This is a genomic window from Exiguobacterium sp. s16 (assembly GCF_018618115.1).
GTDB classification, from domain to species: Bacteria; Bacillota; Bacilli; order Exiguobacteriales; family Exiguobacteriaceae; genus Exiguobacterium; species Exiguobacterium mexicanum_A.
Map to the genome: position 1 here is coordinate 143,666 of NZ_JACSLM010000005.1, position 24,552 is coordinate 168,217.

The 24,552-nt window shown below is 53.2% G+C and carries 22 protein-coding genes and 2 riboswitches; of the genes, 4 read left to right on the forward strand and 18 right to left on the reverse strand.

All coding sequences use genetic code 11. The features are described from left to right. Window position 1 precedes the first annotated feature (1 nt). Entirely contained in the window at window positions 2-2,035 is a 2,034-nt protein-coding gene (locus KNP86_RS10945) for a heavy metal translocating P-type ATPase (RefSeq protein WP_251130499.1), read from the reverse strand. Between the two features lie 109 nt (window positions 2,036-2,144). Further along, window positions 2,145-2,507, reverse strand: coding sequence for an ArsR/SmtB family transcription factor (locus KNP86_RS10950; RefSeq protein WP_034781229.1), 363 nt, complete (start codon window positions 2,505-2,507; stop codon window positions 2,145-2,147). 146 nt (window positions 2,508-2,653) lie between these two features. Between KNP86_RS10950 and yhfH the strand changes: the two genes are divergently transcribed. Beyond that, window positions 2,654-2,812, forward strand: coding sequence for a protein YhfH (yhfH, locus tag KNP86_RS10955; RefSeq protein WP_021065246.1), 159 nt, complete (start codon window positions 2,654-2,656; stop codon window positions 2,810-2,812). A gap of 35 nt (window positions 2,813-2,847) precedes the next feature. Here yhfH and KNP86_RS10960 read toward each other — a convergent pair whose 3' ends face one another. The 3 genes from KNP86_RS10960 to KNP86_RS10970 all read right to left on the reverse strand — a co-directional run bounded on the left by KNP86_RS10960 (window position 2,848) and on the right by KNP86_RS10970 (window position 4,889). Then, window positions 2,848-3,192, reverse strand: coding sequence for a fluoride efflux transporter FluC (locus KNP86_RS10960; protein ID WP_214754289.1), 345 nt, complete (start codon window positions 3,190-3,192; stop codon window positions 2,848-2,850). Beyond that, a complete protein-coding gene (gene crcB, locus KNP86_RS10965) occupies window positions 3,189-3,596 on the reverse strand; it encodes a fluoride efflux transporter CrcB (protein WP_034781232.1) in 408 nt (135 codons plus the stop codon). Before crcB ends, KNP86_RS10960 begins: the two co-directional genes overlap by 4 nt. 90 nt (window positions 3,597-3,686) lie before the next feature. Further along, window positions 3,687-4,889, reverse strand: a complete 1,203-nt coding sequence (locus KNP86_RS10970; protein ID WP_034781234.1) for an ornithine--oxo-acid transaminase — start codon at window positions 4,887-4,889, stop codon at window positions 3,687-3,689. Window positions 4,890-5,045: 156 nt separating this feature from the next. Here KNP86_RS10970 and KNP86_RS10975 point away from each other — a divergent pair, with 156 nt between their 5' ends. Next, window positions 5,046-7,088 (forward strand): bifunctional diguanylate cyclase/phosphodiesterase, encoded by a 2,043-nt coding sequence (locus tag KNP86_RS10975; RefSeq protein ID WP_034781236.1) that lies wholly within the window; start codon window positions 5,046-5,048, stop codon window positions 7,086-7,088. A 41-nt stretch (window positions 7,089-7,129) separates the two neighbouring features. Here the strand turns inward: KNP86_RS10975 and KNP86_RS10980 are convergent, their stop codons facing one another. Continuing rightward, window positions 7,130-8,533 carry a basic amino acid/polyamine antiporter gene (locus KNP86_RS10980; RefSeq protein ID WP_034781238.1) on the reverse strand — a complete coding sequence of 468 codons (1,404 nt, stop codon included), beginning with the start codon at window positions 8,531-8,533 and terminating at the stop codon, window positions 7,130-7,132. 224 nt (window positions 8,534-8,757) lie between these two features. On the opposite strand from KNP86_RS10980, the gene KNP86_RS10985 reads away from it, so the two are divergent. Continuing rightward, the gene (locus KNP86_RS10985; protein WP_152567785.1) at window positions 8,758-10,389 is read left to right on the forward strand and encodes a peptide ABC transporter substrate-binding protein; all 1,632 of its coding nucleotides are present in this window, start codon (window positions 8,758-8,760) and stop codon (window positions 10,387-10,389) included. A 122-nt stretch (window positions 10,390-10,511) separates the two neighbouring features. Here KNP86_RS10985 and KNP86_RS10990 read toward each other — a convergent pair whose 3' ends face one another. From KNP86_RS10990 to ade, 3 genes are all read right to left on the reverse strand, one after another. Beyond that, on the reverse strand, window positions 10,512-12,104 hold the full coding sequence (locus KNP86_RS10990; RefSeq protein WP_034781241.1) for a Na+/H+ antiporter NhaC family protein: 1,593 nt from the start codon (window positions 12,102-12,104) through the stop codon (window positions 10,512-10,514). 113 nt (window positions 12,105-12,217) lie between these two features. Then, window positions 12,218-12,392: riboswitch (Lysine riboswitch) on the reverse strand. A gap of 57 nt (window positions 12,393-12,449) precedes the next feature. Beyond that, a complete protein-coding gene (locus tag KNP86_RS10995; protein ID WP_034781242.1) occupies window positions 12,450-12,734 on the reverse strand; it encodes a hypothetical protein in 285 nt (94 codons plus the stop codon). Between the two features lie 117 nt (window positions 12,735-12,851). Continuing rightward, window positions 12,852-14,561, reverse strand: a complete 1,710-nt coding sequence (gene ade, locus KNP86_RS11000; RefSeq protein WP_034781243.1) for an adenine deaminase — start codon at window positions 14,559-14,561, stop codon at window positions 12,852-12,854. Between the two features lie 120 nt (window positions 14,562-14,681). Between ade and KNP86_RS11005 the strand changes: the two genes are divergently transcribed. Beyond that, window positions 14,682-15,218: a gamma carbonic anhydrase family protein gene (locus KNP86_RS11005; RefSeq protein WP_034781244.1), complete on the forward strand. Its 537-nt coding sequence runs from the start codon at window positions 14,682-14,684 to the stop codon at window positions 15,216-15,218. A 433-nt stretch (window positions 15,219-15,651) separates the two neighbouring features. Here the strand turns inward: KNP86_RS11005 and KNP86_RS11010 are convergent, their stop codons facing one another. From KNP86_RS11010 to KNP86_RS11050, 9 genes are all read right to left on the reverse strand, one after another. Next, the gene (locus KNP86_RS11010; RefSeq protein WP_034781247.1) at window positions 15,652-16,200 is read right to left on the reverse strand and encodes a nitroreductase family protein; all 549 of its coding nucleotides are present in this window, start codon (window positions 16,198-16,200) and stop codon (window positions 15,652-15,654) included. Between the two features lie 116 nt (window positions 16,201-16,316). Next, window positions 16,317-17,609, reverse strand: coding sequence for a diaminopimelate decarboxylase (gene lysA / locus KNP86_RS11015; RefSeq protein ID WP_034781248.1), 1,293 nt, complete (start codon window positions 17,607-17,609; stop codon window positions 16,317-16,319). Continuing rightward, a complete protein-coding gene (gene alr, locus KNP86_RS11020) occupies window positions 17,579-18,667 on the reverse strand; it encodes an alanine racemase (RefSeq protein ID WP_034781251.1) in 1,089 nt (362 codons plus the stop codon). The genes lysA and alr overlap by 31 nt, the downstream gene beginning before the upstream one ends. A gap of 13 nt (window positions 18,668-18,680) precedes the next feature. Continuing rightward, window positions 18,681-19,607 (reverse strand): branched-chain amino acid transaminase, encoded by a 927-nt coding sequence (locus KNP86_RS11025; protein WP_034781253.1) that lies wholly within the window; start codon window positions 19,605-19,607, stop codon window positions 18,681-18,683. Between the two features lie 46 nt (window positions 19,608-19,653). Next, entirely contained in the window at window positions 19,654-20,361 is a 708-nt protein-coding gene (gene dapD, locus KNP86_RS11030) for a 2,3,4,5-tetrahydropyridine-2,6-dicarboxylate N-acetyltransferase (RefSeq protein ID WP_034781255.1), read from the reverse strand. Continuing rightward, on the reverse strand, window positions 20,339-21,088 hold the full coding sequence (gene dapB, locus KNP86_RS11035) for a 4-hydroxy-tetrahydrodipicolinate reductase (protein WP_034781256.1): 750 nt from the start codon (window positions 21,086-21,088) through the stop codon (window positions 20,339-20,341). Before dapB ends, dapD begins: the two co-directional genes overlap by 23 nt. Beyond that, complete coding sequence (gene dapA / locus KNP86_RS11040; RefSeq protein ID WP_034781258.1) at window positions 21,085-21,966, reverse strand: 4-hydroxy-tetrahydrodipicolinate synthase; 882 nt, start codon at window positions 21,964-21,966, stop codon at window positions 21,085-21,087. Before dapA ends, dapB begins: the two co-directional genes overlap by 4 nt. A gap of 12 nt (window positions 21,967-21,978) precedes the next feature. Further along, on the reverse strand, window positions 21,979-22,974 hold the full coding sequence (locus tag KNP86_RS11045) for an aspartate-semialdehyde dehydrogenase (RefSeq protein ID WP_034781260.1): 996 nt from the start codon (window positions 22,972-22,974) through the stop codon (window positions 21,979-21,981). Window positions 22,975-22,986: 12 nt separating this feature from the next. Beyond that, complete coding sequence (locus tag KNP86_RS11050) at window positions 22,987-24,186, reverse strand: aspartate kinase (RefSeq protein ID WP_034781262.1); 1,200 nt, start codon at window positions 24,184-24,186, stop codon at window positions 22,987-22,989. 114 nt (window positions 24,187-24,300) lie between these two features. Then, window positions 24,301-24,481, reverse strand: a riboswitch (Lysine riboswitch). Window positions 24,482-24,552: the final 71 nt, after the last annotated feature.

Genomic DNA, 24,552 nt, shown 5'->3' on the forward strand with positions numbered 1-24,552 from the left:
TTTATTTGGAATGAATGAGACGTGCGGCGTTCCCGATGGCGAGCAAGGCAACCCCGACGTCAGCAAACACGGCTTCCCACATCGAGGCTAGTCCGAAGAGACCGAGCAAGAGGAAGAGCGCCTTCATACCGAACGCGAACGTGATGTTTTGCCAAACAATCCGCCGTGTCCGCTTACTTAATTCAATCGCTGCCACGACGTCTCGCGGAGCGTCGTTCATCAGCACGAGGTCGGCTGCCGTGACCGCTGCATCACTCCCGACGCCTCCCATTACGAGTCCGACATCGGCTCGTGCGAGCGCCGCCGCATCGTTCAATCCGTCACCGACAAAAGCGACCTTGCCGGTTGTCGCCAACCGCTCGACTTCTGAGACTTTTTGATGCGGAAGCAATTCGCTTCTCACTTCATCGATTCCAATTGCCGAACCGACGGCGGCTGCGACTTCTTGCCGGTCCCCGGTCAACATGACCGTCTGATAACCATAGCGCTTCAAAGCTTGAATCGTTTCTTGCGCATCTGGCTTCACTTGGTCTCTCAACTCGATTCGGCCGAGCCAACGGTCATTTTTGACGATATGGACGATCGTCCCCGATGTCTCCGCCGGGGTTGGATAACCCAATTTTTGAACATAGCGGGCGCTGCCGACGTAAATGCGGTTTTCACCGTCGATCGCCATCAACCCGTATCCCGGTTCTTCTTGAATCATCGAGAACGGTGCGACCGGACCCGCATGCTCGACGATTGCTTTTGCGAGCGGATGCGTGGAGGCCATCTCAACACGGGCGGCAAGCTGAAGCAACTCGTCTGTCGTCAGCTCCCCGTTTGTCACGACATCGGTCACTTCAAAGCGGCCGGTCGTGAGCGTACCGGTCTTATCGAATACGACCGTATCGACTTCGGCGAGCACATCTAAATATTCGCCGCCTTTCACTAGGATGCCCCGCCGTGAACCTGCTCCAATCCCACCGAAATAGCCGAGTGGAATCGAGATCACCAAGGCGCATGGACAACTGATGACGAGGAAGATCAAGGCCCGGTATACCCATTCCTCGAGATTTCCGACAAACAGTGGTGGAACAAATGCGACGACCGCCGCGAGCACGACGACGACCGGCGTGTATACTTTCGCCAACCGTGTGATCATCTGTTCCGTTCTCGCCTTGTTCATGCTCGCTTGTTCGACGAGGGCAATCATTTTTTGCAGGCTCGATTCAGTCGCCGGGCGTTCGACTCGTATTTCGAGCCGCCCGTCAAGGTTGACCATTCCCGCAAGGACGTCTTCCTCGGGACCGATTGGGCGTGGTAACGACTCACCTGTCAGCGACGCCGTATCCAATGAGCTCGAGCCTCGCAGCACACGACCGTCCATCGGGATCTGTTCGCCTGCTCGAACGATGATGATGCTACCGACCGCGACCTCTTCAGGACGTCTTTCTACTTCACGTCCATCTTCGAACACGCGCGCAATCGTCGGCTTCATGTTCAACAGCGATTGAATCGACCGTCGCGAGGCGTGGACGGCCCGTGCTTGGAAGTATTCACCGAGCTGGTAGAACAGCATGACGGCGACCGCTTCCGGATACTCCGCAATCGCAATCGCACCGATCGTCGCAATCGTCATTAAAAATTTTTCATCAAACCATTCCCGATGCCATACGTTACGAATTGCGGCATAGACGACGTCATGGCCTGCGACCACATAGGCAATCGCGTACACAAAGAGCGAATCGGTGTACAGACCGACGAGCAGCAGGGCGAACGCGACGCCAAACCGCCACAATAAGCGACCCGACATCGGCACTTCCGCCTCGTCTTTGACAAAATGTGCACCCGGTTCAATTCGCCCCATCGTCGCTTCGATGGCGCGGAGCGTCTTCGTGTGATCCTTCGAATCATCCCATTCGATAATCATTCGACTTGTCGCAAAATCGATTTGACAAGCGGCGACACCGTCCTCTCCCGTCACGCTTTTCTCGATTTTGGCGGCACAGTTCGTACATGTGATCCCTTCGACAGGTAATACATCCCGTTTCATAATTATCTCGCCCCTTTACATTCAAACGTTCATTTGAATATATCATAACGCTGTTCACTCACAATTACAACCGAAAAAAGAGCCGACTGGAATCCCAGCTGGCTCTTTGTCACGCATCAATTTGTTCGGCACTGTGGGCCATCGCAATCTCGACGAGTAGCCGGACGTGATCATCGTCGAGTGAGTAGTAGACGACTTTTCCATCTTTTCGATATTTGACAAGCCCTTGCTCGAGCAACGTCCGTAAATGATGCGACGCCGTCGCGTTTGAATGTCCAATCACGGCCGCCACATCACAGACGCACAGTTCCCGTTCTAACGTCAGGACGTACAACACTTTGAGCCGGGTCGGATCGGCGAACGCCTTGAACAATCGACTGACTCGAACCGCATCTAGGTCTGTCAGTGCCCGTTGTAACACCGTCACATCTTCACTTTGAATGGCGATTGTTTCACACTGGGGTGCTTTCATCCGTCTCACCTCGTTTTCTGTACTCTCATTCTAACAAAATCCGATTTATAAATCTGTTATATATTATTATTGACTTACACACCACTGTTATAATACAATCAAAACAACATAACAGCTACGTTACTTAAATAAAGGGGGCAGTTACAATGAATGAATGGGCAAGCCGACTTGAATCTTCCGTCGAATTTTATCGGAAGTTACCGGATAAGACGTGTCAAGAGTGTGGGAAACAGATGGATGAGCAGTGCGAGTCTTACGAGAACACATGCCCATCTTGTGCTGAAAAACTTCAACTTAGCGAATAAAACAAATCCCTCGGAACAAGTTTCCGAGGGATTTTTCATGGCAGATGATAACCGAGATAGGCCGCCAGCAGACCAAGTACATAGGTCGCAAGCAAATACATCCCGAAACGAAACCAGTCTTTGGCAACGAACCGCATCACTTCGAGCTTGAACGTCGAGAACGTCGTGAACGAACCGAGAAAGCCGACACCGAGACCGAGCATGAGCGTTTGGTGAACATTCGCCCCGTATAAATACCCAAGTCCAAACGAACCAGTCACATTGACGATGAGCGTCGCCCACGGGAACGCCGATGTCGTCCGGGTTTTGACGAACTGACCGACCCCGAATCGCGCCATCGCCCCGAAGAACGCGCCGATCATGATGACGAGAAGCGTCATCGCACTCCCTCCTCTCGCATGACAGCCCGATCGAACCGTCGCCGCCCAAACCAAAATCCGAGCCATGAACTAAACAGCCCAAGTCCGAGACTGAGCGTCACATAAAGCAGAGCTGAACCGAATGCGTCAGCCTCTAACAATTCAATCGTCTCCACACTGAACGTCGAGAACGTCGTAAACGAGCCGATGAACCCTGTCCCGACCGCAGTGACGACACTTGGGGAGAGACGTCCGGAACGAAACAGAAAGTGTGTCAGCCAACCGAGCGCGAAACTTCCTGATAAATTGATGAGCAGCGTCCCGAGCGGAAACAGACCGATCCAAAACGTCTCGATGCCTGTCCCGATTCCATAACGTGCCAAGGCACCGAGCGCTCCTGCCAAGCCGACGTACACATAGAGCATGGCCCCGTCTCCCTTCAAAAAAACACCTGCCGCGAGCACGTCGCGAGACAGGTGTTTGAGTCTGTATTCATTATAACAAGCGATGCGCAATCACGAAATAGCGGCTGGTGCGAACACGGCCGAAATCGCCTCGAACGCCTCATCGAGCTCTTCTTTCGTGATGACGAGTGGTGGCGCCAAACGAATCACCGTCTCATGCGTCTCTTTGCAGAGCAGACCGCGCTCTTTGAGCGCTTCACAATAAGGACGTGCCGCTTCTGTCAATTCGATTCCGATGAATAGACCGCGTCCACGTACATCTTTGATGAGCGGATTGTCGATCGATTTCAATCGGTCCATGAAGTACGTCCCGAGTTCAAGTGAACGTTGTGGCAGTTGCTCTTCCTCTAACACTTCAAGCGACGCGATCGACACGGCTGCCGCGAGCGGGTTCCCGCCGAACGTCGACCCGTGCGACCCTGGATTGAATACGCTCAAGACGCTCTCATTGGCTGCGACACATGATACCGGGAATACGCCGCCCCCGAGCGCTTTTCCGAGAATATACATATCCGGCTCCACATCTTCCCATTCGATGGCGAACCATTTGCCTGAGCGACCGAGCCCCGATTGAATCTCATCGGCCACGAACAAGACATTATGCTGCTGGCAGAGCTCACTGGCACGTTTCAAGTAACCAGCCGGTGGGATGATGATCCCGGCTTCGCCTTGAATCGGTTCGACGATGAACGCCGCCGTATTTTCAGTGATGGCCGCCTCGAACGCATCGATGTCACCGTACGGCACGACTTTAAACCCTGGCAATAGCGGTCCGAATCCGCGTTGATATTCCGCTTCTGTCGACATCGACACCGCCGCCATCGTCCGGCCGTGGAAGTTGCCCGAGCAGACGATGATTTCCGCTTGGCCTGGGATTTGTTTCACTTCATACGCCCAGCGACGTGATGCTTTGACAGCCGTTTCGACTGCTTCCGCACCCGTGTTCATCGGCAACACCATCTCTTTGTTTGTAAGCGCTGCCACTTTTTTGTAGAAACGACCGAGTTGATCATTGTAAAACGCACGTGACGTCAGCGTGATTTTATCCGCCTGATCTTTTAGCGCTTGGATGATTTTCGGATGACAATGACCTTGGTTGACGGCCGAATAGGCACTCAACATATCCATGTAGCGGTTCCCCTCTGGATCCGTCACCCAGATCCCTTTCGCTTCCGAGATGACGATTGGAAGTGGATGATAGTTGTGCGCCCCGAACTTCTCTGTCAATTCAATCACTTCTTGTGTCTTTGACATTTGATTTCCCCCTTATCAAAAAACTATCTTACTCCTTCAGTATATGATGACCGTCTTTCTTTTGACAACGACCAACTTGCCCATTCCTCGGGTTGGGAAAATAAGGTACACTGAACGTAGAGTACGATTCATTTGATGTAGATTGGAGGAAATGCTGTGGCTTCATTGCGCGATTTGCCGATTGACGAGTTCATCGATGCTTTATCTGTCCCATGCTGTTACATCAACCTCGACGGCAACGTCCTTCTTTGGAACGAGCATGCGGAAACGCTCTTCGGATGGGAACGGGACGAGGTCCTTCACCACCCACTCCCGGTCGTCCAGCACTTAGAGCATACGCTCGAGACGTGGTCGCCACTGCTCCTTCAATATCCGTTCTCGACGACGGCGATGACGCCGTTCAAACATAAAAACGGTTCGGTCGTCTATGCGACCGCCTATTTACAATCCTTCTCCATCAACGATTTCACCGGCTATTTTTTAGCCTTTTTACCGAAAGGGTTTAGTCCGCTCATCAGCACGGAACAGTTCAACTTACTCCATCATTTTCAGGCGATGATTGAGCAGTCGACTTATTATCTGGCTGCGAACGCGTATGGGGAAATCACCGAGATCAACCCGTTGTTATGCGGATTGATCGGGGCCCCCGACCACCAATTTATCGGTCGTAATTGGTTCGAGCTCATCCATCCGTCATTCGAGAATGACCCGATCGCCGAGGACGTGCTTCAAGCGCTTACGACCGACCGTATTTGGAACGGCGAGATGCCCATCCGCTCGGAACGTCATACGGCGAACACGTGCTGGCTCAATTTGACGGTCGTCCCAATCTTGAGCGAAGAAGGCGAAGTCGTGCAATATACCGCCTTCGGATTTGACGTCTCGGATAAAAAACGGCTCGAGCAAGAGGTCAACTACCTCGCCTATCATAACGATTTGACCGGTCTATTAAATAAAAAAGGGTGGCTTCGCCAATATGCCCACGTCTTGAAAACTGTCGATCAAGGGGATGGTTTGGTCCATGTCGCCTTGTTCGACATCGATCGCTTTAAAATCATCAACGAATCGTTCGGCTCCCGTGTCGGCAACGAACTACTCGTCCAAATCAAAGACCGGGCCACTCAGTTCATGCCTGAGACGAGCGTCATGTTCCATCCGTCGGGCGGTTTGTTTGGACTCCTGTTCTTTGAAGAGTCGAAAGAGGAAGTGTTCCAGTTGTTGCGCCAATTGCAACATGAACTGCAACGACCGTTCCGGATTTATCATCACTCGATCATGGTGTCGATTTCCATCGGTTGTGTCTTCTATCCATCGGCCACATCTTCATTAGAAGAACTATATACGCGTGCCGAAAGCGCCTTGTTCAAAGGGAAACGGATTGGCGTCGGCACGATTCAGTTCGTCACGAAAGACATGGACGACGCGTTCTCACGTCAAATCCATATCGAAAAAGCGCTCTATCAAGCGCTCGAGGAAAAACACTTTTATTTGGAATATCAACCAAAGTTCGAGTTGAAGACCGACCGGCTCATCGGGTTCGAGGCGCTTCTCCGTTGGCATCACGATGAACTCGGTCAAATCCCGCCGTCGGAGTTCATCCCGCTCGCCGAGGAGATGGCGCTGATCGTCCCGATTAATAACTGGGTCATCCTTGAGGCCGCCAAACAGTTGAAAGCATGGCAACGACTCGTTGATTATCCGTTGTCGATGGCTGTCAACATTTCACCGAACCAATTCCGGAGCGACAGCTTCATCAATACGCTCCGAAATATCAAGCAACAGCTCAATTTAAACCCGTCCGACATCATTCTCGAGATCACGGAAAGTCTCGTCATGCAACAGACGGATGAAATCATCGCCCGGATGAATCAAATCAAGCGGCTCGACTATCGCCTGTCGATTGACGACTTTGGAACTGGATTCTCTTCACTCCAATACTTGAAGTCGTTCCCGGTCGACGAGCTGAAAATCGATAAAGTCTTTTTAGACGATTGGCTCGCCTCGAAGTCGCACTTGCTCGATGTCATCGTCCATCTCGGCAAGAGCCTACATCTGCACGTCGTGGCCGAAGGTGTCGAGGACCAAGAGATGCTCGATCATTTGAAGCAAACTGCCTGCGATTCGTTCCAAGGCTTCTTGTATGCGAAGCCAATGCCTCCAATCGAAGTCGTTCGCCTGTTAACGGGCGGAAAGCAATAAAAAAAGTCATCGGACGTCTTCACGACGTTCGATGACTTTTTTTATAGGCTGATCGTGGCCGTCCATAGTCCATAGACGCCGTACGTGGCTGCCAACAGAATGACGACCGCAATCATATATTGCAGACGGTTCAGGAACGGCCGGCCCTGTTCACGTTCGGCTATCATGAAGACGAACACGCCCGGCGCGTAAAGAATCATCGCGATGAGCATATATTCGACACCCGACGCATAGAGGAGCCATGCCGCGTAAACGGTCGCGATGCCCGACATGACAAGCATCGAGCGCGTCCCTGTGCGTCGTGCCTCTTTCCAACCGAACAAGGCGGAAAACAAGTACGGGACGAGGGCCGCAATCCCGGCAATGCTCGAGAGCACCAAATAGGTTTGTTCGGAGAAGAGTGCAATGATGGTGACGAGTTGTGTGAAGACTTGCGTGATGAACAAGGCACTCACCGGCGTCTCATTCCGATTGAGCCGATTGAACAATTTCGGGAACACCCCGTCGCGACTTGCCACATAAGAAATCTCTGTCGCGAGAATCGTCCACCCGAGCAACGCACCTGAGAGCGAGACGAGGAGGCCGATATTGATGAGGGTCGCACCGACGGGACCGACGACCGCCTCAAGCACATACGCCATCGATGGTTCCGCCAGTGACGCGAGTTGCTCTTGGGTCATCACCCCGAACGATAGGATTGAGATCATCATATAAATGACGAGTGTCCCAACCAGTCCGATCACCGTCGCTCGTCCGACATCTCGTTTATGACGGGCCCGTGATGATAAGACGACCGCTCCTTCGATGCCGACGAACGCCCATAACGTTACGAGCATCGTCGATTTCACTTGCGGGAACACCTGTGACCAGCTGAAGCCCGACTGACCCCAAAAGTCGATTTGGAATGTGTCGATCCGGAAAGCGAACAAGATAAGGATGATAAATAAAAAGATTGGGACGAGCTTCGCGATTGTCGTGACGATATTGAGGAGTGCCGCTTCTCTCATCCCTCGCGAGATGATCCAGAACAGCCCCCAAATCACGATCGCGCTCATAATCAATCGAAACGACCGATGCTCTGACGAAAAGATCGGGAAGAAATAACTGAGTGTGCTAAAGATCAACGTGATGTTCGCCACCGTCCCAATCCACGCGGACATCCAATAACCCCACCCGCTGTTGAAACCGACGAACTTGCCGAACCCTTCCTTTGCATAGGCATAAATCCCGCCTTCAAGCTCAGGACGCGTATTCGCTAAAAATTGAAACACGAACGCGAGCATGACCATGCCGATGCCCGTGATCGTCCAACCGATCAATACCGAACCGACCCCGGCACCTTGCGCCATCGCGCCAGGCAAGTTAAATGCGCCTCCGCCGATCATCGTTCCGACGACCATGGCAGCAAGCCCGAAAAAGCCGATTCCGGCTGATTGTCCCTTCATTCCAAACCCTCCAAAAAAAGTTGACGTCTGACGAATAACTATACATGAATAATGTATAATCATTCGATGATTTCCTTATTCTACTGAATCCAATGACGTTTAGATAGGTATTTCACTAATGTTTATATTTTCGAATAATTTAAAAAATTTTATTGCGCATTCATCTTGTTTGTAGTTTAATTGCAATATATTCGAAAGAATCAGAATTTTCGGGAGGTATGACAATGCGTAATAAGAAATGGTTAGCTTTATCGGGTGTTGCCTTGCTTGCGACAGCAGCATGTGGCGGCGGAGAAGAATCATCGTCGAGCTCGTCGGACGGATCATCATCGGGTGATGCCAAGAAGGAAATCACACTCGTCTCGGCGACGGATTTACCACAACTCGACCCAACGCTCACAACGGACTCGACATCGATCATCGTGACGAACAACGTCTTCGAGGGACTATATCGTCTTGATGAGAACAACCAGCCGGTACCGGGAATTGCTGAAGACGTTGAGATTTCAGAAGACGGACTTACATACACCTTCAAGTTGCGTGATGCGAACTGGTCAGATGGCTCACCGGTCACAGCTGAAGACTTCGTCTATTCATGGAAGCGCGCCCTCAACCCAGAGACAGGCGCGGAATATGCGTACATCCTTCAAGACTTGAAAAATGCCAACAAAATCCTTGCAGGCGAAGAAGAACTCGATGCGCTCGGCGCGAAAGCGGTCGACGAGAAGACGCTCGAAGTTCAATTGGAAGCACCAGCCCCTTACTTCCTCGGGTTGACAGGGTTCCCGACGTACATGCCACAAAAGCAAGAGTTCGTCGAAGAGCAAGGCGAGTCGTTCGCGAGCGCGGTCGATAAGACGCTCTACAACGGGCCTTACGTCTTAGACAGCTGGCAAGACAACGAAGGTTGGGTGTACAAAAAGAACCCGGACTATTGGGATGCTGAAAACGTCAAGATGGAGACGATCAACGTCAAAGTCGTCAAAGAAGTCGCGACGGGTGTCAACTTGTTCGAATCGGGCGAAGTCGACTACACGCTTTTGTCGTCTGAATTCGTACCACAATTCCAAGACAGCGAAGAGTTCAAGACTCGTGCCGACGCACGCATCAACTTCCTTCGCTTCAACCAGAAAAACGAAGCGCTCCAAAACGTCAACATTCGTGAGGCGCTCGCGAAAGGCTTCGATAAGCAAGGTGTCACAGACGTCATCTTGACAGACGGCTCACAGCCGGCCAACTATATCGTTGCGAAAGACTTCACGTTCACAGAAGACGGAGCCGACTTCCGCGAGAAGTATCCAGACCTTCAAAGCTACAACGTCGACGAAGCGAAAGCGGCATGGGATAAAGGCCTTGCCGAGCTTGGCGTCGAAACGATCGAACTTGAATTCCTCTCACGTGATGAAGAAGCGTTCAAGAAAGTCAACGAGTACATCAAAGGTGAGCTCGAGAAGAACCTCCCTGGCCTCACGCTCAACATCAAGCAGCAGCCGTTCAAAAACTTCCTTGACCTTGAAGGTAAAGGTGAGTACGACGTCTCGGCTGCTGGCTGGGGGCCTGACTACCAGGATCCAATGACGTACCTCGACATGTGGGTAACGGACGGTCCATTCAACCGGATGGCCTACTCGAACGACGAGTACGACAAATTGATCCAAAGCGCGAAACAAGAAGCCGATCAAATGAAACGTTGGGAAACGATGCAAGAAGCAGAACGCATCTTGCTCGAAGATGACTTCGCGATCGCACCGATCTACCAAAAAGGTGAAGCGTACCTCGAACGCTCAAACATTCAAAACATGCACCGCCATCCGTTCGGAGCTGACGCTAGCTTCAAGTGGTTGGACGTCAACTAATCAACAAGCCCTAAAAGCCCTGTCACTCCTGTGGCAGGGCTTGTTTGTACATCGACACCTATGCCAATACACAAAAAAAGGCGTGCCACGAGCGGTGGCACGCCTTTGATCTAGATGATGAATTACGCTTCGCGTTCAGCGCGCATTTCAGCTGGCACGCGTCCGCGTTTAGAAATGATTTGCGCGATGACAAGGGCCACGACGAACGTCGCAAATGCTGCGAAGAAGCCGATCCACATCGAGCCTGTGATCCCGAGGACCAAATACCCGACCGCTGACACACCAGCCGCAATCAACGCGTATGGAAGTTGTGTCAACACGTGGTCGATATGGTGCGATCCAGCACCCGTCGAACTGAGGATCGTCGTATCCGAAATCGGTGAGCAGTGGTCACCGAACACCGCACCAGCGAGTACCGCCGCGAGTGTCGGGAGCAACAGTTCCGGATCGACGGCCATAATCAAGTCTGCCCCGATTGGAAGCATGAGACCGAACGTCCCCCAGCTCGTCCCTGTCGAGAACGCCATCAGACCGGCGATCGCGAACAAGATGAGCGGCAAGTAAGATGCTGCAATCGAATCTGTGACGAAACTTGCCAAGTAATCACCCGTTCTCATATCTCCGATGACGGCAATGATCGTCCAGGCAAAGAGCAAGATGAGTACGGCGGGCCACATGGCACGGATACCGGCCCACGTCGCATGACCGTAGTCTTTAGCTGGAATTTTACGACCAATCAAGAGCAAGAGCGCAACGAGCAAGCTGATGACGGCACCGGTCACGAGTGACCGTGTCACATCTGTCGACTCGAACGCACCGAGAAGCGAGAAGCTTTGACCATCGGCAGCAAGCGCTTGTCCGCCTGTGTACAACATGGCTGAAACAGTGGCAATGATCAACACGATGATTGGGACAATCAAGTCGCGGACTTTCCCGCCATCGTGTTCTTTAATATCTTCACTCATCCCCATCGGTGCGCCTTTCGATGAATCGTAGAGCTCACCTTGAAGGGCACGTAGCTCATGTGTACGCATCGGTCCGATCGCGAGTCCCGTGTAAGCGACATACGCCGTCAACATAAGTGCGAAGATGGCATAGAAGTTCATCGGGATGATTTGGATGAACGCTGAGAATGACGAGTAGCTGTCGATTGAGTACTTCGCAAGAATTCCTGCGATGATGGCGATGATGTACGCTCCCCAACTCGAGAGCGGGCTGATGACACAGACCGGTGCGGCCGTGGAGTCGATCGTATAAGCGAGTTTCGCGCGTGATACTTTTTTCCGGTCCGTCAGCGGTCGGCTAATATTCCCGACGGCAAGACTGTTGAAATAGTCATCGATGAAAATCAAAATCCCAAGACCGAACGAGACGAGGCGAGCGCCACGAGCCGTTTTGACATTAGAAGCGGCCCATTCTCCGAACGCACGGGCTCCGCCCGACGTTTGAATGATGGATGACAAGATGCCAAGCAAGAGCAAGAACGCGATCAACAGCACGTTCCATTCATTGATGGCCCCATCCGCCCAAAATAGCGCAATGATGTTTGACCATAAATACTGAATCGATTCGAGCGGGTTGAAATTGTGAAGCAGTAGCACCCCTGCGATAATCCCGACACCGAGTGACGGAATGACTTTCCGTGTTGTGATGGCCATAATAATGGCGAGTAAAGCCGGTACGAGTGATAGTACCGAAGTTGAATAATCTATCATGCTGATTTCCTCCTCTTCTGTTTGAGATGAGGCCCCCCTATGCTTAAAAAAACGCAAAGCGAGGGCATCGGCAACAAAGCCGACACCCTCGCTGGATGTTCCGTCTTTCTTAGCCGACTTGGAGCGCTCCATACGTAAATATGTATGGCAGTCTGACGGGTATTTCCCGTCAGCCCAGCACAAAGTCAGAGACATGACTTTACACTTCGGCGATCTTGCCTTTCTGTAGTCTTCACCGTTGTCATCCTCGGACTACTTACTCATCAGCATCGCACCTCTACCTCATCGATAGCACGAATATTCATTTAAAGTTACGTCTAAATTATCATAGGTCATAGTGACTAATCAACAGTTTTTTTCATCTCGGATGATTTGTTTTAACACAGCGAGTGCAGCTTGATCGTCAGACTCGACCGCTTTAAAGAAATCACTAAAGAAATGATACAAGACGAATCGTTCGGCGTGTGACGATGTATGGTCTTTAATCGTCAGTAAGACGAGATGACGCAGCCGCCGTTTCGTCCGCGTCTCGTCAGGCAATTCTTCACATCGATCCTGGAAGGCACGATATACAGAATTGATCAAATCCTCATGTTCATCATACGACCGGTTGTAAGCAACTTGTTCCATCTGTTATATCCCCCCTTTCCATTTGTACCGATGAAACTTGTCGTAACTATACCAACTTAACCAAGAGCGTTCAATCGTTTCGGGTCGTTCTTAACAAAAATCATACGTTAGACTGACTTACGACTCGATGAATGAGAACGTCGTCACATCGAATAGTCCTATATCAGTCAACTTCAAATCCGGGATGACCGGGAGCGCGAGGAACGACATCGTCAAATATGGATTGAAATGACGATGGGCCCCGACGACGTCGAGCGCATCGTTCAACTGTTCGAGTACGTCCGCCACTTCCGCATACGGACGTTTCGTCATGAGTCCTCCAATCTCGAGCGGTAAGACCGCCAGTACCTTACCTTCTGACACCGCGACGACACCACCGCCCACTTTTTCAAGTGTTTCGGCAGCGAGCAACATGTCGTCCGGGCTTACTCCCGCGATGACGAGGTTGTGGCTATCATGGGCGACCGTCGCCGCGAGCGCGCCCCGCTTCAAGCCGAACCCTGTCACCGGGGCCAGGGCCATGTGCCCCGTCCCGTGATGGCGTTCGATGACGGCGAGCGTGGCAATGTCTTGGGCGAGGTCGGCTCCGGACGCGTCAGGTGTGAAGACAAGACGCTGTCGCTTCGTCAAGAGACTGTTCGGCAATACTTGAATCACATCGACCGCTTCTTCTTTCACGGCTAAACGGAACGAGTCCGCCGTCAAATCGGGTAGTTTGAGTTCACCTTTCATCGGTTTCGGCACTTCAATCCCGTCGGCTTCGAACGTCGCCTTTCCTTCTTCGGCGACGACTTCCCCGTTCACGTAGACGGTTTCGATTTTTACCGATTGGACGTCTGACAAGATCACAAAGTTTGCTCGTTTGCCAGGAGCGATGGCACCCACATCTTTGAGTCCGTACGCCTCGGCCGCGTGCAGACTAGCGACGGCATAGGCCGTTTCTGGTTTGACACCTTGTTTGATCGCCATGCGAATGTTGTAGTCGATCCCGCCTTCGGCGACAAGGTCGTCCAAGTGTTTATCGTCCGTACAGAACAGGAAACGGTGAGCGTTGCTTTCCGTGATGGCCTGACTGACTTTCTCCACGTTCCGCGCGACCGACCCTTCTCGAATTTGAACATAAAAGCCGCGCCGGACCCGTTCGAGCGCTTCTTCGGCCGTCGTGCATTCGTGATCGGTCATGATCCCCGCCGTCCGGTATACGTTCAGCTGGTCTGGACCGAGGCCCGAAGCATGGCCGTCGACGACTTTCCCGACGTGTTCGGTTTGTGCGATTTTTTGAAGCATATCCTCACTTCCGGACTCGACAGACGGATAGTCCATCACCTCGCCGAGACCGTGGACGCCCGGGTCCCCTAAAAACGGCGCCAAGTCCTCGGCGTATAGCTTCGCCCCTGCGTGCTCGAACGGCGTCGCCGGCACACAGCTCGGGAGCATCATCCGCACGTCGAGCGGCAACCCTTTAGCGTCGGCGAGCATATACTCGATGCCGAGTGCCCCGTTCACGTTCGCAATCTCGTGCGGATCGGCGATGACCGTCGTCACCCCGAGCGGAAGCACCGCTTTGGCGAACTCGTGAGGGGGTACCATCGACGACTCGATATGGACATGCGCGTCGATGAACGACGGTGCGAGCGTCCAGGACGGGTCATGGTATTCGGTCTCCCCTTCGTAGCCGTCCCCAATGGCCACAATATAGCCGGCGTCGATGGCGACGTCGGTGCGAATCGTCTCACGGCTGTAGACGTCGATGACCGCCACATCTTTAAAGACGACCGCTGCTTTCTTTTTTTTCGCCGCGATGTCGATCAAATGTTGTTTCTCCATCTGTGTGTCTCCTTTTTTCTACGTATTTTTACTATCTTAACAAGAATAATCTTTCCGGTGCAATTTCTTTTTCAACTTATGCGACAATGAAAGCATATCCGTTTGAAAGGGGTTACACATATGCAATACAAATTAGGAGAATTGATTCCACATGTTGATGAGACGGTGTTCATCGCACCAGGGGCGCACGTCATCGGCGATGTCACGATTGGCGCCCATTCCGGCGTCTGGTTCAATACGATCATCCGCGGCGATGAAGGACCGATTCAAATTGGTTCGTACGTGAATATTCAAGACGGATCGATGGTCCATCAATATGAAGGGTCTCCGACCATCATCCATGACCGGGTGTCGATTGGACACATGGCGATGATTCACGGATGCGAAATTGAAGAAGGGTGTCTCATCGGCATGCACGCGACCGTCCTCGACGGAGCCAAAATCGGCAAAGGTTCATTCATCGCAGCCGGTGCACTCGTCACACCGAACATGCAAATCCCGGAAGGCGTCATGGTCATGGGCGTGCCCGCCAAAGTCGTCCGTCCGCTCAATGACGAGGATCGCTTCATCATGGAACGGACCGTCAACAAATACGCGAAACGGGCTGAGCAGTACTTGACGACATGCGAGCCACTCACATCGACACAAAGATTGTGAAAGCGTTTACAAGATTCATAAATTGTTAACGATTATCCCGATTTTTCTTCATGTTTCCTTTGTATACTGAGGATGTAGTCAAGCCGACGTGTCGAAAGGGGCCAATTGTAATGTATCCAAACCATGCCGAACTCATGTTAGACTTGTACGCCTCGTCCGTTAACCCAAGCTATTGCCTGCATATCGAGGATTCGTTCGACGATACGCTGCAAGGAACACATCGAGAGGTTTGGGAACGATTGCAATCGGATAATACTAAAGAGGAAGAAACTAAAGTTAAGGGAACGTGAACAAAATGATTCCAACGAATGTCATTCAAGATTGGCTCGCAGCCAAGTTAAAAAAATAAACTGAGCGCTCACATGAACGGCTCAGTCTCATTGACCTATAAATACTGGTCCGATCGTAGTCACCTACGCTCGGACCTTTTCGTTCACTCAAAAATCGTCAAGCAAGCGTCAATCGATTGACGTTGCTTCGTCGGCGGTACGTCTTCGTAACGACCGAGCTGGAGCAGTCCGACAAACGTCTCACCCTCAGCTCCAATCATCTCTTGAAGCCTGGCATCCTCAAAAATACCGCCCGTCCGCCAGACGAGGCCGATCTGTTGCTCACTACATAATAAATGAAAGTTTTGAATCATCGTCGCCGTCGCGAGCAGCGCATCTTTCTTCCCTTTGTCCGTCTCAAAATGCTTCGTCGTCACGTAGACGCAAGCTGCCGCGTTCCGGATGCGTCCCGCGATTTTCTCGCGCTTCGCCTCTGGTCCATCTTGAAACGCAGGTTCGAGCGCCTGAAGCAAGACGTCTTTTCCATCCCCGTTGAACAAATAAAGATTCCACGGTTCGACTTTGTTATGAAACGGTGCCTGATGCGCCGATGCCAACAATTCATAGAGTACTTTCGTCGCAATCGGTTCTTCAGTGAACATCCGAATCGTCCGCCGCGACTCAATCAACTGTTGTCCTGCTGTCTTTTCCATTGAAGTCACTTCCCCCTCTATTCTCTCTATCATCATAATTGAAAACATTTCTCATTTGAAGGAGAATGACTTCGACAAAAAGAACGCATCCCTGAGTCAGGAATGCGTTCGTTCTATCATGTCGATTGCCCGACGACCTCACAGGCGACCAAGTCTTCAAGTGTCTGTCTGCGGACGACGAGACGATGTGTCCCGTCTTTCACGAAGACGACGGCCGGGCGGAGCATCTGGTTATAGTTGCTCGCCATCGAGAAATTGTACGCTCCCGTCGCTTTGACGAGGAGGAGATCGCCAGCTTCGACCGGCGGGATGAGCGAACGGTTCGAGATGATGTCTCCCGACTCGCAGCACGCCCCGACGATTTTTGCTTCAATCGTCTTCGGCTCATCCATCCGTGTCGCCGCGATGACGTCATACTCGGCGTCATAGAGAGCAGGACGAATGTTATCCGTCATGCCTCCGTCGACCGAGACGTACGTGCGGACACCGCTCACTTCTTTCACCGTCCCGACTTCATAGAGCGTCGCGCCGGCGTTGGCGACGAGCCAACGGCCCGGCTCGATGCCGATTTTCGGAAGCGGCAAGCCGAAGCGTTCCACTTCCGCGACGAGCGTGTCCATCACTTGTGTCATCGTGTCGGCGAAGTCGAGCGGGTCGTCCGACTCGAGATAGGCGACACCGAAGCCACCACCGATATTCAAGACGTCGGCCGTGTATCCTGTCTCTTGACGGATTGTCTCGATGAAGTTGACCATCGTCTTGACGGTATTGATGAACAACGTCGGTTCTTGAATCTGCGAGCCGACGTGACAGTGGATGCCTTGCAAATGCAGACGTTCCGCCTGCAGCGTCGCCTTGATCGCTTCGAGATACGTGTCGTCGTGGGTCGGGAAGCCGAACTTCGTGTCGACCCCACCCGTCTGAATCGCCTCATGGGCGCCTCCGACGACTTGTGGGACGATGCGGAGCAGGACGTTGACGTCGACATCGTGTTCGACCGCGAGGCCCGACAACAGTCCGATTTCGCGCATATTGTCAATCGTGAAATGGGTGATGCCGTTCTCGAGTGCGAACGTGATGTCCTGCACCGTCTTGTTCGACCCGTGGACGTGAATCCGGTCAGCCGGGACACCTGCGTGGAGCGCGACGAACATCTCACCGCGTGAGACGACGTCGATGCTTAAGCCCGCTGCCATCACTTTATCGTACACGGCCGCGATCGACATCGCTTTTGATGCGTAGAGCGCATATGTGTTCGGATACTTGTCGAGGAACGCGTTCCGGACGAGGCCGAGGCGACGCTCGAGTTCAGGCTCGCTCATGATATAGAGCGGTGTCCCGTACGTCGCTTGAAGTTCACGGACGGACACGCCTTCGATCATACAAACTGATTGGTTGGTGGTGTACATACATTGCCTCCTTCAAAGCGATGCGGGACACGCCATGAGCGTGCGCATAATTGTTCTGAGTTATTGGCGTGCCCGGTGCGGGTCACGTCATCGATTTTCGTGAGATGGCCGTACAGCTCCACACGGTCTCCGACTTGAATCGTGTCATCGACGCGCAAGAAACTGTGGCTCATGAAGATGTTGCTGATGAACGGATAGGCCCGTCCTTCGATGTGGGCCGGTAAGAAGCGCCGGGCTCGCATGAGTCCGTCGCCATAACCGACCGAGAGCACAGCGATGCGTTCATTCGTCTCGGCCGTGTAGCCCGTACCGTAACCGACGTGGGCACCGGCCTCGATGTCATGGACGGCAACGACTTCTGTTTCCCAGTGAAACGCCGGGATGAGCCAATCGACCGGTTCGACCGAGGAATAGCCATAAAGGAAGATCCCCACGCGCACATGCGTGCAATGCCCGAGGCGCGGATCCGCTTGTAGTGTCGCGGCGCTATTGGCCGCATGCACGATGTCGAACGAATGCCGTTCGATGAGACGATTCGACCAGTCGGCGAACCGTTCCACGTGCACACTGTGTTCGATTTCTGCGTTGTCGGCGTCAGCGAGCGGGAAATGAGTACATAACCCGACGAGGTCGAGCCCCTCGTCTTGGCAAAACGCGACGATGGCCAGCGCTTCTTTGAACGTCTTGGCACCGAACCGGTTCATCCCGACGTCGAGCTTTAAATGAAGGCGGACACCGTCCAACTGATCCCGTTGCGAGACGAGCCAGTCATAGGAACCGATGGCGACGTCAAGATGGTCACGATGGACGGTTGCCCAGTCGTAGACCGGGTTCATGACGAGGACGCGCGCTTCCGGAGCTGATGCCCGGACCTCGCTCGCCTCGTCCAGCGTCGTCACCATGAAGTGACGCACCCCTTCTTCGTACAGTGTCGTCACAACTGGCTCCATCCCTAAGTTATAGGCGTTGTTTTTCACGACGGCGAACACCGGTCGGCCAAGCGCTTCAATCCGACGTTTGTTTTCGCGAATCGCATTCAAGTCAATTGTGACTCCCATACAAAAAACTCCTTTATTCTTTGACTCCAGCTTTGACGAACGTGATCCAATCGCGGTGTGTCGGAATTTGTCCCGTCACAGCCTCACGGTAACGCGCGAGCATGTTCGTCGCGACCGTCTGGACGCCGCCGCCGATTGAGATGTTGTCGATTTCGATGACGCTCGTCACTTCAGCCGCCGTCCCCGTTAAGAAGATTTCATCTGCGACATATAGTTCGTCACGTCCGATGTGGCGTTCGATGACCTCGAACCCTTCCTCACGGGCGAGTTCGATCACCGTTTGACGCGTGATGCCGTCGAGCACCGAGCAATCGAGTGACGGTGTGAAGATTTTGTTTCCTTTGACGAGGAAGATGTTGGCGACGCTCGCCTCGCTGACGTTTCCGTTCATGTCGAGGGCGATCGCTTCATCATATCCATCGCGCACCGCTTCTCCTTTAAGGAGTTGCGAGTTCATATAGTTCGCCGCCGCTTTCGCTTGCATCGGCATCATCGTCGAAGACACGCGACGATACGATGCGACTTTCGCGCGGATACCGACCGTCTTGCTGAAATATTCGCCGAGCGGCCAGCACGAGATCGCGACGTGTACTTTCGTTTCCTGCGTCGGCATGAGTGCCTGCCAAGGTGTGCCGAGGAAAACGAATGGGCGGATGTAACAAGCCTCGAAGCCGTTGCGTTCGATCAATTCGATTGTCGCTTGTTCGAGCTCATCGACCGTGTACGGCAAGTCGACGTGATAGTATGCACACGAACGAACGAGTCGCTCCAAGTGTTCACGGAGTCGGAAGATGGCCGGGCCTTCCTCTGTGTGGTATGCCCGAATCCCTTCGAAGAACCCGCTACCGTAGTGAATCGCGTGCGTCATGATACTCGTGTTCGCGTCACTCGGCTCGATCCAAGCCCCGTCTTGCCACATCCATTGTCCATACTGTTCCATTGTTCAACTCTCCCATTCATTGTTTATATTTTCTGTCTATTATACGTTACAGGGAGCGTAAGTCATCAACAAGTTGTGTTTTTTCTGCGGTTTTTTCATCTTTTTGCTTAATGACACGGGCTGGTGTACCGGCGACGACGCTTCCTGCTGGGACGTCTTGCGTGACGACACTCCCTGCTGCGACGACTGCGTTTTCACCGACACGGACGCCTTCCAAGATGACGGCGTTCGCACCGACCATGACGCCGTCTTCGATGATGACCGGGTCTTTTGAAGGTGGCTCAAGGACACCCGCCACGACAGCGCCAGCTCCAAGGTGGACGTTCTTCCCGAGCGTCCCACGGGCACCGATGACTGCGTTCATGTCGACCATCGATCCGTCACCGATGACGGCACCGATATTGATGACGGCACCCATCATGACGACGACGTTATTGCCGATTTGAACGTGGTCCCGGATGAACGAACCTGGTTCGATGCGCGCGTTCAATTTCGTCGTGTCGAGCATCGGCACGGCGCTGTTCCGGCGGTCGTATTCGAGATGCGTATCTGTGATGACCGCTGCGTTCGCTTCAACGAAAGCGGCTGCGCGTTCGGCCGTCGTGAGGAATAATTTCGATTCGTCGGTCCCGAATGCTTTTGCCCCTTCGATGTCTAGACCGGCCAATTGACCGTTGACGTATAGTTTGACAGGTGTTTCTTTCTTGGCATCTTTAATGTATTGCGCGATTTCATAAGCGTTTGTGAGTAACATGAGTGGCCTCCTCGTATAGGTTCGTTAAATTATATAGTCCGGCCGGGCGGTCGAGAATCGTCGCCGCCGCGGCGAGTGCCCCGTTCGCGAAGACGCGTTTGGACAGGGCCGTATGTTTCAATTCAAGCATTTCGTCGTCTCCGGCGAAGAGCACCGTATGTTCCCCAAAGATCGTGCCGCCGCGCACCGAGTGCATGCCGAGTTCATCGGCTGCACGCGCTTCGCGGCGCGGTGTCCGGTCATATACCGGTGTCACATCGCGTTTGGCTTCGATGGCACGGGCGAGCAGTTCTGCCGTCCCGCTTGGTGCGTCGACTTTTTTACGGTGGTGCGCCTCAATCACTTCGATGTCATAACCGAGCGTGAGCGGGACGAGTTGGTCGAGCAACTGTTTCAGGAGCGCGATCCCATAAGACGTATTATACGACTGGAAAATCGGGATCTCCTGAGACGCCGCTTCAATTTTGGCAAGTTCCGCTTCCGAGAAACCCGTCGTCGCGATGACGAGCGGGATTTGCTTGGCTTTCCCGAAAGCGAGCACATCATCTAACAGTGCCGGGTTCGAGAAGTCGATGACGACATCGATGTCGGCCTCGACGTCTTGCAACGAGACGGGATGCTCCCCTCCGGCCGGTGAGACGATGGCCGCAACGTTCAAGTTTTGTGTCCGGGCGACTTCTTCGACGATCTGTCCCATCGCTCCGTAGCCATGAATGAGTAAGTTCACTGTCTCACCTCATTGAACTGCTCCATTGCCGACAACAAGCGGGCCTCGGCCGTCGCACTCATCGGGACGAGCGGGAGACGTGGTGCACCGAACTCGAAGCCGCGTGCATTGAGTGCCGCTTTGACCGGAATCGGGTTCACTTCCGCGAACAATTCGTCGATGACCGGGAGCAGTCGGAGCTGCCATGTGCGTGCCGTCTCTAAATCTCCGGCGAGGAGCGCTTCGGCTAAAGCGACCGTCGCACCCGGATAGACGTTCGAGAGGACCGAGACGACACCTTGCGCACCCCAAGCCATATAAGGAAGGATTTGATCATCGTTCCCGCAATAGACTGGGAAGCCTTCCGGCACGTGCGCCATCATTTGAGCCATCACCGAGATATCCCCGCTCGCTTCCTTGAGCGCAGCGATGCGTGGGTGGTCGGCGAGTTCTCCAACCGTTGCCGGATCAAGGGCGACGCCCGTCCGCGATGGTACGTTGTAGAGCATGAGCGGAATCGGTGACGCGTCGGCGATCGCTGTGAAATGGGCAATCAGACCCGCTTGTGTCGACTTGTTGTAATAAGGCGTGACGACCATCGCCATCTCGGCTCCGAGTTCGGCGGCCCGTTTCGTCTTTTGAATGCTGAGCGCCGTGTTGTTCGACCCGGTTCCGGCGATGATAACGGCGCGACCGGCCGCGACTTCAATCGCTTTGACGAGAAGCGTCTCGAACTCGTCGTCCGTGATGGTCATGCCTTCACCGGTCGTTCCCCCGATCACGAGACCGCTGACACCCTCTTTAATTTGATCTTGAATCAACGTTTCCCACGCTGTGAGATTTAGCTGACCGTCTGCTTGAAACGGTGTAGCGAGTGCGGTTGCGACTCCTGTGAACATATAATCTCCCCCTTATTTTGTAGCAGTCTGCCCAATCATGCATTGGGCGATTTGGACGGCGTTCGCTGCCGCGCCTTTTCGAACGTTATCAGCGACACACCAGAGATGGAACGTGTTCGGCTGTGACTCGTCGACACGGACACGACCGACGTACACGTCGTCTGTCCCGTTCGCATCGAGCGGTGTCGGATAGACGAGTTCGCCCGGGTTGTCCATGAGGACGACACCTGGCGCGTCCGCGAGCACGGCTTTCACTTCGGCTAGCGTCGCCTCGCGGTCGAGCGTGACCGTGATGGAGACGGCGTGGCTGTTACGGACCGGGACACGGACGCATGTCGCCGTCACCCCGAGGTTCGGCGCGTTCAAAATTTTACGTGTTTCCTCGATCATCTTCTGTTCTTCTTTCGTATAACCGTTCTCTAAGAACACATCGATGTGCGGCAAGACGTTATCGTAAATCGGATACGGATAGTTTTTCGGTTCCTCGCCGCGCGCTCCACGTTCCAAGTCTTCAATCCCTTTTTGACCCGACCCGGAGACGGCTTGATACGATGTGTAAGCGACGCGCGTCAACCCGTATACTTCCGCAAGCGGTGCGAGTGCGACGACCGATTGAATCGTCGAGCAGTTCGGGTTGGCGATGAGTGTCTTGTCCGGGCTCAGTTCGACTCGGTTCACTTCCGGGACGATGAGCGGGATGTCCGCTTGCATCCGGAACGCGCTCGAGTTATCGATGACGATGACCCCTTGTTCACTCAGACGAGGTGCATATTGTTCACTGAGGCTCCCCCCGGCTGAGAAAAGCGCGATATCGATTGGGTCGGCGTAAATCGCGTCCGACAGTTCCCGGATGACGACATCTTTTCCGTTCACGTTCACGGTCTTTCCGGCTGAACGGGCTGAAGCGTAAAGCAATAATTCGTTGATTGGAAACTCGTATTCGGTCAAGACTTCAATCATTTTTTGACCGACGGCTCCGGTCGCGCCGACGACGGCTACATTATACATGGTGACTCCCCCTTATAAATGGAAACGTTCGGCGATGGCTGCGACCGCCGTTTCAACGTCTTGATCGTTAATCGTGTACGAGATGCTGATCTCGGATGTCGTGACTTGATAGAATGGGATCCCGCTTTCACGGAACGTGGCGAACAATTCGGACGCGACCCCGGTCGCGTCACGCATCCCGATGCCGACGACCGAAATTTTCGCATGTTCGGTATGACGGTCGATTTTGATTTGCGGAAACGTCTCGGTCAATTCCGCGAGCGCTTCTTCGAGGAACGCCTCTTCATCGAGCGGACACGTGAACGATAAGAACACTTCTCCATCGAACGCCGTCTGACTGATCATATCGATATTGACATGACGCTGTGACAACTTCTCGAAAATGTCGGCAACTCCTGCCACCGAATGTGGAATGTGTTTGATTGAGACACTGAGCACGTTCTTCACGACGCTCACGCTCGTCACCGCTTTTTGTTCCATCGCCTGTGTCATATCCATGATCCATGTTCCTCCTTCGCTTGCAAGCGTCTTCCCTACAAAGATGTTCACATCAAATTTTTTCGCGAGCTCTACGCTTCTCATCTCCATCACTTTCGACCCGAGCGCGCTCATCTCCATCATCTCGTCATATGAGACCGTGTCTAGTCGGCGTGCCGTTTTGTGGATACGTGGGTCAGCCGTGTAGACCCCGGCGACGTCTGTATAGATTTCACAACGTTTGCTGAGCACGGCGGCCAAGGCGACGGCCGTCGTATCCGACCCACCCCGTCCGAGCGTCGTCACGTCACCGAACTCGTTGACACCTTGGAAACCGGCGACGATGACGACGTCATACGTCCGAAGTTTTTCTTCTAACACTTCTTTTCGAATCGCTTTGATTTTACTTTTCGTGTGAATGCCCATCGTGTCGATGCCGGCTTGTTGTCCGGTGAGCGAGATGGCGGCCACGCCCCGAGAGTTCAAAGCGATGCTGAGCAGGCTGATCGTCTGCTCCTCACCGACCGCGAGCAAGCGGTCAAGTTCACGAATCATCGGACGTTCCGTGATTTGTTTGGCGAGTGACAAGAGTGAGTCCGTCGTTTTCCCCATCGCGGAAACGACGACGACGAGCTTTTCACCGGCGGCGGCCCGAGTCTGTAAATATTCAGCAATGGCCTGGATTTGTTCAATCGTGGCAACGGAGCTGCCTCCGAATTTCAATACGGTTGTCATCAGGTTCCCCACTTTCATGATGTCCACCAACAGAAAAAGCGGCAGACCGGTAGGAAGCACTCTCCCTACGGTCTGCCGCTTGTACGCGCAGTTGAAAAACGATTAAAGAATCGTTCCGTAGATAGCGCTCCATGGCATTTCATCCATGGCAGTGTAGGCGTTATTCACGACTACCCCAGCCTTCGTTCGTACGCATGCGAACGTCGACTTCGGCGAATTTCCCCTTTCGGCTCGATCCGGAATGCGTCCGTATCGATCAAGCTTACTCATGTCATTCGCAACCTCTATCTGTCAGTTGTTAGTTTTAGTTATAACAAATGCTTCCCGGCTTGCCAACCTTTTTTTAGAAAAAAGGAAAATTTCAAA